This window comes from Allgaiera indica, from assembly GCF_900106675.1.
Taxonomy (GTDB): Bacteria; Pseudomonadota; Alphaproteobacteria; order Rhodobacterales; family Rhodobacteraceae; genus Acidimangrovimonas; species Acidimangrovimonas indica.
On the sequence record NZ_FNOB01000047.1, the window covers coordinates 1 to 8,775 of the forward strand.

Annotated in this window: 6 protein-coding genes and 5 pseudogenes; 5 read left to right on the forward strand and 6 right to left on the reverse strand. The window is 64.1% G+C overall.

Annotated elements, in window-relative coordinates; genetic code table 11:
* Nucleotides 1–210 (forward strand): annotated as a pseudogene (locus tag BLV97_RS21705) (hypothetical protein); the annotation flags it as partial.
* A 54-nt stretch (nt 211–264) separates the two neighbouring features.
* Here the strand turns inward: BLV97_RS21705 and BLV97_RS20090 are convergent.
* A pseudogene (locus BLV97_RS20090) lies at nt 265–1,168 on the reverse strand (transposase); the annotation flags it as partial.
* Between BLV97_RS20090 and BLV97_RS20095 the strand changes: the two are divergent.
* Nucleotides 1,154–1,819: pseudogene (locus BLV97_RS20095) on the forward strand (transposase); the annotation flags it as partial. The pseudogenes BLV97_RS20090 and BLV97_RS20095 sit on opposite strands and share 15 nt — an antisense overlap.
* Before the next feature lie 379 nt (nt 1,820–2,198).
* On the opposite strand, the gene BLV97_RS20100 reads toward BLV97_RS20095, so the two are convergent.
* A complete protein-coding gene (locus BLV97_RS20100; protein WP_035840570.1) occupies nt 2,199–3,287 on the reverse strand; it encodes an NAD(P)/FAD-dependent oxidoreductase in 1,089 nt (362 codons plus the stop codon).
* Nucleotides 3,288–3,394: 107 nt separating this feature from the next.
* Nucleotides 3,395–4,276, reverse strand: a complete 882-nt coding sequence (locus BLV97_RS20105) for a pirin family protein (protein ID WP_035840567.1) — start codon at nt 4,274–4,276, stop codon at nt 3,395–3,397.
* A gap of 105 nt (nt 4,277–4,381) precedes the next feature.
* Here BLV97_RS20105 and BLV97_RS20110 point away from each other — a divergent pair, with 105 nt between their 5' ends.
* Nucleotides 4,382–5,266 (forward strand): LysR family transcriptional regulator, encoded by an 885-nt coding sequence (locus BLV97_RS20110; protein WP_035840564.1) that lies wholly within the window; start codon nt 4,382–4,384, stop codon nt 5,264–5,266.
* Between the two features lie 189 nt (nt 5,267–5,455).
* On the opposite strand, the gene BLV97_RS20115 is transcribed toward BLV97_RS20110, so the two are convergent.
* Nucleotides 5,456–6,406 (reverse strand): SDR family oxidoreductase, encoded by a 951-nt coding sequence (locus BLV97_RS20115; RefSeq protein ID WP_035840560.1) that lies wholly within the window; start codon nt 6,404–6,406, stop codon nt 5,456–5,458.
* Between the two features lie 161 nt (nt 6,407–6,567).
* On the opposite strand from BLV97_RS20115, the gene BLV97_RS20120 reads away from it, so the two are divergent.
* Together BLV97_RS20120 and BLV97_RS20125 are read left to right on the forward strand one after the other, a co-directional pair.
* Nucleotides 6,568–7,458: an AraC family transcriptional regulator gene (locus BLV97_RS20120; protein WP_035840557.1), complete on the forward strand. Its 891-nt coding sequence runs from the start codon at nt 6,568–6,570 to the stop codon at nt 7,456–7,458.
* A gap of 68 nt (nt 7,459–7,526) precedes the next feature.
* Nucleotides 7,527–8,042 carry a hypothetical protein gene (locus tag BLV97_RS20125; RefSeq protein ID WP_035840554.1) on the forward strand — a complete coding sequence of 172 codons (516 nt, stop codon included), beginning with the start codon at nt 7,527–7,529 and terminating at the stop codon, nt 8,040–8,042.
* Between the two features lie 79 nt (nt 8,043–8,121).
* Here BLV97_RS20125 and BLV97_RS20130 read toward each other — a convergent pair.
* Nucleotides 8,122–8,331: pseudogene (locus BLV97_RS20130) on the reverse strand (transposase); the annotation flags it as partial.
* A gap of 227 nt (nt 8,332–8,558) precedes the next feature.
* Nucleotides 8,559–8,696: pseudogene (locus BLV97_RS20985) on the reverse strand (IS5/IS1182 family transposase); the annotation flags it as partial.
* Between the last annotated feature and the right edge of the window lie 79 nt (nt 8,697–8,775).

An 8,775-nucleotide genomic window follows, 5' to 3' on the forward strand; every position in this document is an offset into this window, starting at 1 on the left:
GGGCTACCATGTCCGAAGCCGCGTCGAGGCGCAGATGAACTGCCTGAAGCTCTTCGGTGAGCGGATCATGTCCCGAGACCCCGACCGCCAGACCGCCGAACTCCAGATCCGCATCATTCGCCATTGTCGCTCGGACCAATGGCGCGACATGGCTCATTCATGAACCGCTTCTCGGCCCTCGGCAGAGCCGAGATCGAGGCCATCGCGTGAAGGGCCACGGGAAAGGGAACCGTCAGACCGAACGCTGATTTGCGCAACAACGCCGATGCAAGCGGGCTTTCCGTAGATCCGCACCATTGCATCCAGCTCGCGGGCGACACGGGCGCCCGAGATGCTGGTGTCGGCGGTCAGGCACAGGTTCTCCCGGCAGCAATCGTCGATCACCGCCAGAATGCGGAACTTGCGCGAGGCGCCGAAGCTGTCGGCCAGAAAGTCGAGCGACCAGCGGGCATTGGGATGCGCCGCCTCCGGCATCGGCGTGCGTGACCCACGGGCCCGCTTGCGCCCGCGCCGTCGCTTCACCGACAGTCCCTCCTCTCGGTAGAGCCGATAGAGCTTCTTGTGGTTCATGAGCATGCCCTTGCGCTCGAGCAGGATACCGATCCGGCGATAACCGAACCGGCGCCGCTTCCCGGCGATCTCCTTCATCTCCTCGCGGATCTCGGGGCTCGCCATTGTGCTCTAACAGATGGCGCATCAATGGCTCGCTCCGGCGGGCGTGTGCGCCGGACCGTTTTGGGATCGACACCGACAAGCTGGCAGGCCCGGCGCTGCGAGATATCGTGATCCCGCATTGCCCTGAGCGCTGCCTCTCGCCGCCTGGTCGTTCGCCATTGTCACTCAGACCAATGGCGCGCAATGGCTCACCGTCAGTTCTTTCCCAGCAGATCCTTCAGGACGACATTGTCGAGCATCGCGTCGGCCAGCAGGCGCTTGAGCTTGGCGTTCTCCCTCGCCATTGTCTCTCGGGCCAATGGCGTGACATGGCTCGATCCAGCGCCTTCAGCCTGGCGGCCTCGGAAACCTCCATGCCGCCATACTTGGACTTCAGCTTGTAGAACGTCGCCGCGCTGAGGCCGTGCCTGCGGCACACCTCCGCGGTCGGCATCCCGGCCTCCTGCTCCTTGATCGTCCCGATGATCTGCGCCTCGGTGACCTGCGCCGCCATCTCGACGAGATCCCGGATGGCGGCTTGCGCACCCGCGTTCTCGAAGCTCTCTGGCTGGTTAGCCGGCTCCTGCACCAGGGGCCGAAGAGCCAAGGCAAGATCTACGCCCTGCATGAGCCGGAGGTGGACTGCATCTCGAAGGGCAAGGCCCGGGTGCGCTACGAATTCGGCACCAAGGTCAGCATCGCGACCACGATCGACGGAGGCTTCGTCAGGGGCACCCGCGCGTTCCCTGGCAACCCCTACGACGGACACACGCTGTCGGAAGCGCTCGAGCAGGTCGAGATCCTGACCGAGCAGACGCCCGCCCTGGCCGTGTTCGACCGCGGCTATCGAGGGCACGGGGTGGAGACGACGAAGGTGCTGATCAGCGGCACCCGAAAAGGCATCATGCCCGCGCTGGCGAAACTGCTCAAGCGCCGCAGCGCCATTGAGCCCGAGATCGGTCACATGAAATCTGACGGGCGTCTCGCCCGCTGTCCGCTGAAGGGCACCATCGGCGACGCGATCTTCGCCCTCCTCTGCGGCTGCGGGCACAACATCCGCAAGATCCTCGCCCACCTCCGGGCCATACTCACCGCGATTTTGGCCGCCGTCCTGGCCGCGCTCAGAGCCGGAAACCAGCGGCCCTACGCTGAAGTCGGCCCCTGATGCCGTTGTTCAGATCGGACCACCGAGAAGTGACCTACCTTGGATTATGTTGAGCGGGTCATGTTTGGGTCAAGACATTGTTTCCCTGCCTCTTTTTCCGCGTTGCTGCAGTCGCGCTGTCCTTGAAGCGGAAGCTGTCGTTTCTGGTCTCGAGGATGTAGTCGGACCAGTTCGTCGTGCGATAGCGGGTGGGAGATGGCTTCGGCATGGCGCCGAATTAACGCACTGGATTCGCGCAGTGAATCCTCCTTACCGATATGTGCAACAAGCTCCAGGCACAAGCAGGAGGCCCGCTCCGAACGCGGTCGAAGTCAAAGGGGACCTGCGGAAGACTTCACTGGTCCTTCCTTTCGGAAGGGTTGGTCAAGTCTTGATCTGATCAGCTTTCAGGCCGGTTCAGAAGCTTGTGATATTTTCTCAGGAACAGGTCCGCGCCCTTCATCTTGCGCGTCAGCAGGTCTCCTGCCGTGAACAGCACAAGGAAGGAATTGCCGCGCTTCGGGCCGAGCGGCACGAGGATCGGCGCGTTGGGCCCCCAGGGCTTGTAGGGTTTCATCTGGTCAAGTGGCTTGCCCGCCATCAGCCCCTTCAGTGTGGTCTTCAGCCAGGGCAGCAGGCGGCTTGTCGCGACGATGGTCATGGCGTCGCCCGCATCCGCCACATCTCCGGCGGCAAAGACGTTGGGCAGCGACGACGGGCGCAGCCACGGGTCCACCTTGACCCGGTTCGCGGTGCCTTTCTGCGTGCCGGGTAGGCCTTCGACCAGATCGGAGCTGGCGCGCGAGCCAAGAACGGGGAAGATCAGGTCGAAGTCGTGCTGCGACCCGTCCGACAATGCCAGGCGCCCCGCGTAGGGTTCGGTCAGGCTTTGCAAATTCTCGGCCCGCTTGCCAAGGACAAGCGTCACGCCAGCATCGCGCAGCTTCCCGGCCAGCGCGGTGCCGAGCTTGTCCGGCATGGTCGGAAACAGGCGGTCCAGGTTCGAGATCAGCGTGATCTTCTTGTCCGGCATGGCGTGGGCGATCTCGCCCGCCAGTTCGGTGCCGACGGCCCCCGCGCCGACGATGGCGATGGTCCGTGCCGCCTTGAGCTGGTCGTGAACGCGCTGGTTGGCCCGCCGCAGACCGTCGACGTCGTCGCCCTCCGGCTTGAACGGCGTGGCGTTGGACGAGCCGGTGGCGACGACGATGTAATCCGCCTCGACCCTTTGGCCGTTGTCCAGCGTCACGCCACTTTCATCGATATCGGCCGCGCGGGCGCGCAGGAGGCGGCCGTTCTTCAGCAGGCGGTCATAGGGGATCAGGGCGCGATCCAGCAGCGAGGGATCGACTACGGCGCGGATCATCGCCGGGGCATGGACGAAATGGCTGCGCGGCTCGATCAGGCTGACCTCGGCGCTGTCGTCGAGGGACTTGGCGAGATCGGCACCGATATATCCGCCGCCGACGATGGCGATGCGTTTGGACATGGGATGGCTCCTTTCTGGGCGGCCTGGGGGCGGAAGGTCCGCATCTTTGGCCACTGGTCATGGGGGAAGGGGCTGACACCGCAGGAATGCGGGCGTTCTGCCGGAGGTCAGGCAGTCTCGGCCCGGTAGGAGATCCGGCCGTATTTGCCGGCGCGAAATTCGCGGAAGGCTTCGGTCAGCTCGGCCTCGGTGTTCATCACGAAGGGGCCGCGCATCGCGACGGGCTCTGCGATCGGTGCCCCGCCGAACAGCAGCAGATCGAGCGCATCGGCGGAGGGGTTGGTGATTTCCACCTCCGCCCCCTTGCCGCCCAGCAGGAACGACCGCTGCGCGGCGACCTCGGCTCCGCTCACCAGCGCGCCCTGGCCCGGCAGGAAGCCCGCTACCGGCAGTTCGGGGGGCAAGGCCACCCGGACAGAGCCCATGGGTTCGACCCGGACATGCCAGATGAATTCTTGCGCAAAGGTCGGGATCGGCGCGGCGTTGCCATCGTATTCGCCCAGAAGCACCCTGAGCTGGGCCCGGCCGCCCGGCAGGGGCACGATGGGCAGTTCCCCGGCCGGAACGGGCCTATACTCGGCGGACTCGGCCTTGTTTCGTGCGGGCAGATTGATCCAGAACTGGAAGCTGTGCAGCCGGCCGCCCCGGTTCCGCAGGTCTGCGGGGATCATCTCGTCATGTACGATGCCGTTGCCGGCCTTCATCCATTGCACGCCGCCCGCAAGGACGGTGCCATGCCCGCCGCTGCTGTCGGCATGGGTCAGCGCGCCCTCCAGGACATAGGTGAAGGTGGCGATGCCCCGGTGCGGGTGGGCGAACGACCCGTCGGGATCGGGGATTTCGCCCGGTGCGATGTCCCTTGGCGGCAGGTGGTCCAAGAGCATGATCGGGCCCACGAACTGCACCGCCGCGTTGGGGATGGCTCGGGCAATGATGAAGGATCCGACCCGATCGGGCCGGACGTCGTGCTGCGATGTGACCTGTTTCATCGGGTAACTCCTTTTGTTGATCCAGAGGTAAGTGCCCGACGGATGGATTGAAATTTATATTTATTGCCGGACTATATAAGCAATGCTTAACATCAGGAGCCGCCGATGAAGCTGGATCAACTGAAGGTGCTGCGCGCCGTGGTCGAAACCGGGTCGGTCAAAGCGGCGGCCGAGCGCCTGAACCGCACCCAGCCCGCGATAAGCCAGGCCTTGAAGGCGCTGGAAGCCCGGACCGGGACCGCGCTTTTCGATCGCTCCGGCTACCGGCTGGAACTGACCTCGGTGGGCCGGCGGGTTTACCTGCAATCCCTGCGGGTTCTGTCCGAGGCCGAGGACCTGACCCAGCTGATCCGGCATTTCGAGAAGGGGCAGGAAGAGACGATCGCCATCGCCATCGATGCCGCCGCGGATCTGAACGTCCTGACCCCCGTGCTGGCCGGGCTGCAAACCCGCTTTCCCGACACCCGCGTCGTCCTGCGCGCCGAGGTCTTGTCCGGCGCGATCGAGGCCGTTCAGTCCGGGGAAGCGGCCCTTGCCGTCGCACCCGCCATCCCCGTCATGCTGGAAGAAGGGGATTTCGACTACAGGCCCGTGGCCAGGTCGGTGATGCGCAACGTCGCCGCGCCGTCACTTCTGGATGCGATGGACGCGCCCCGCACGCTGGCCGATATTCGGCGGTTTCACCAGGTGATCGCGCGTGACAGCGGCCAGGCTTCGGGCCTGCTCGATCGCGAACTCGGGGTTCAGAAAGGCCAGAGGCGATGGTACGTCAGCGACCTGCACATGAAGAAGCATCTGCTGCTGGCCGGCCTTGGCTGGGGACGCCTGCCGGAGCACATGATCGCCGAGGAACTGGCGCAGGACCGGTTGCGGGAAATCGTCCTGCCCCATACCCATCTCAGCTTTGACATCGAGGTATTCGTCTTTCGCCAGCGCAGGCCGGCGATGGGGCCTGTTGCAGCCCATCTATGGGATGCGTTCGGGATGTAGGTCCGGCGGCGGCGGCCGCGCGACCGGGATCAAGGCTCGACTGACCAGGGCGACGGTAGCTGCATTGCGCGGCGCGCCTGCCTGTCCGCGCGGCGCCGGCCACGATGCAGGTCGTGCCCGACTGGTACACAGCGGATGCGATCGGGCCGTTGCAGCGAGGCGGGACACGCGGCGGTCAGGCTGTTGCGGTCAGAATGTCCACTGGAACCCGACGGCTTTTTCCGACACGTCCCAAAGCCGGCTCATCACCGGTTTGTCGTGGGCGTGGGCGTTCAGGGTCCCCTTGCCGACCGGGCCCACAAATTCGCTGCGCCCGGTAGGACCATACAGCGCCCGCGGCTTCAGGCCGTCCTCGGTCGCGCACATGACCTCCGGGTAGGACCCTTGTTCGGCGGTCTGAACCATCGGCGTCTTGGTCATCAGCCACCAGATGGCGCGCATCATGCGGCTGCCGCTTGTGGTAATCAGCGATGTGGCCGACGAGCCGGGATGGCAGACATAGACCTCGACATCGGTGCGACCGGCGGCGGCCAGACGGTCCTGAAGCTCATACGCGAACATCATCTGCGCCAGCTTGCTTTGGCTATAGGCGGTGTTGGGGCCGTAGCCCTTGTCCCAGTTCATGTCGTCGAACTTGATGGTCTTCAGACCCATGTTGTAGCCAAGGCTGGCGACGACGACGATCCGGCCCTTGCTTTGCGCGATACGGTCGAACAGCAGACCACACAGCAGGAAATGGCCGTAGTGGTTGGTGCCAAGCTGGCTTTCGAACCCGTCGACGGTCAGCTTGCGGGTCGGCACCTGGGCGATGGCGGCGTTGTTGATCAGCGCGTCGATGCGGGGCGTGGTCGTCAACACCTCTTCGGCGGCCTCCCGGACGCTGGCCAGAACCGACAGGTCCATACGGATGAAGCTGACCTCGGCCTTGCCGCCGAACTCCTGCTTCAGGTCAGCGACCGCTGCCCGCGATTTCTCGGCCGAGCGGTTCAGCATGACTACCTTGGCGTTCTTCTTCAAAAGCGTGCGCGCGGCCTGAAAGCCCGCGCCGGCGTTTGCGCCAGTGATGAGGAAGGTCTTGCCCGTCAGATCGCCAAGCCGCTCGGGTGTCCAGCCTTTGGGTCCGAATGTCGTGTCTGCCATTTCCTGTCTCCTGCCAGCCCCGGCTGGCGTTTTGGGATGTCGTTGCCTGAATGCACAGATAGAAACAGATCAGGCATGAAAACAGGCGATATCGTCTCGATTACTTGCCCATTCGTCTCAGCCCTATTGCAATGATGAAAGCCCTCTGCCAGCTGGAGGGCATGAGCAAGGAACAGATCAAACACCTGATCGAGCGCCGCCTTCCCGAGGCGGGCCTCGTGGAAACCGCGCTGAAGGGGGTGCGGATCTTTCGCGTGACCGAACCCGTGCCCTGCGTGCCCGCGGTCTATGAGCCCACCGTCGTGGCCATCGTCAGCGGCACCAAGGAAGCCGTCCTGGACGGGCGCCACCACGTCTATGACAGCGAGAAATACCTGCTGTGCCCGATGACCCTGCCGGTCGAGGCGGGGTCGCCGCAGGCGTCGCCCGAAAACCCGCTTCTGGGCGTGATGATCGCGCTGGAGCCGCGGGTGATGCGCGAGCTTGCCATCGAGATCGAGACCGCGGCCGGAGGCAACGGGCGGTCGCAGGGCAAAGCCGCATCGGCCCTGGCATTGGCCGCTTGGGACACCGGCTTCACCCAGGCGCTGCTTCGGCTTCTCGAACTGCTCGACAACCCGGTGGATACGGCGGTGCTCGGGGCCGGGCGGCTGCGCGAGTTGTGCTACGCCGTGCTGAAGGGCGAGGCAGGGGCCGCTGCAAGACGGGCCTTCGGTGTCGGCAACGAGATCGCGCGGACCATCGACTACCTCGCGACCCATCTGAACGAACAGGTCACCATCGACGACATGGCCGACCATGTGGGCATGAGCCGCGCCGTGTTCCATCGGCGGTTCAAGGAAGCCACGACGATGTCGCCGATCCAGTTCGTCAAATCGATGCGGCTGAACAACGCGGCGATGAAGATCGCCGAGGGAAAAACCGTTTCCGAGGCGGCCTGGGACGTGGGTTATCAAAGCTCTTCCCAGTTCAGCCGGGAGTTCAAGCGCATGTATGGCCAGTCGCCCCGGCAATGGAGCCACGCGGCGCAGGCATCGGTACGGCCGCAGTAAGGCGCCGCCCGCGCCGGGCGCCCCCAACGCAGACAACGCGCGACAACCCTGAAAGAGAACGTGGAACCATGGACATCCTCAAGACATCGACCGACTGGGCAAAGGCAGAACTGCTGTCGAACAGCATCTTTGCCCTCTTCGGGGTCATGTTTGTCGTGGCCAGCCTGGGCTTCTGGCTACGGGGCGAGACCGACATGGCCCGGGCCTTCATGATCCCGACGCTCGTTGCGGGCGTTCTCATGCTCGTTCTCGGGGGCGGGTTGTTCTACGGCACGTGGAAAAGCTGTTCGGGGTTCGCGCCTGCCTTCACTCGGGACGCCGCGGGCTTTGTCGCTTCCGAGATCGAGCGCGCCGACAGGACCATGGCGCAATACGGCACGGCCGTCTTCAAGGTGATGCCACTGATGATCGCAGCCGCTGCGTTGCTGATCGCTGTGCTCTCTGGCCCAGGATGGCGCGCCGCGTTGATCACCGCCATCGTCTTCCTCGGCCTTGTCATGCTGATCGACAGCAACGCCAATGCGCGGCTGGAGGCCTACAAGGACAGGCTCTTGCTAGGGTCAGGACTCGTTCGCGTTTCATAGCCAGAACATCACGGTTGCGGCGAGTGCTACGGCTGAGAGGAAGACCTTTCGGCATCTGTCGTAGCGCGTGGCAAGCCTTCGCTAATCCTTCGAAGATCCTGGCGAACATCCCCATGTCGCTCCAGCGCTTCCAGCGGTTGTTGAGCGTCTTCGGTGGGCCATATTCCTTGGGCGCATCACACTACCGCAAGCCATTGCGATTGATGAAGATTATTCCGCTCCACACGCGCCGGTCATCGACCCTCGGCTTGCCAGGGCTCTTTGGAAAGGAAGGCTGAAGCCGCGCCATCTGGTTTGGCGCGAAAACAATCCCCCAGCCTGTTTTCTTATCCGCCGCACTCGGTCAGTCAGAAAAGATTGCTCATCATGCCCCCATCGGTACAGGAGCCTGAATCACAAAAGCACCGAGTTCACAAGCCGATTAATGGATCCCGACCCTAGAGAACCTTGACGGACGTGACCGGCTCTGCTGCGCGAATCGGATGACGGGCGAGGCTCCCCTTTTCCCGGACGGATTTATCCCACGGTCTCGGTGACGGGTCTGCCGAGGGCGGGGTAGCCGTTCAGGATGGCAATGCGGACCTGGATCTCGGCAACCTGCCGATCGAAGTCCCGCGCCATGAGCCGCTGGCCCAGCAGTTTCACGTAGTGCATCCAATCGCCGCAAAAACGATCCCCGGGATCGTTTTCTGATCCGGCTCATATCTCGACGCGGCTTCGGACAAGGTAGCCG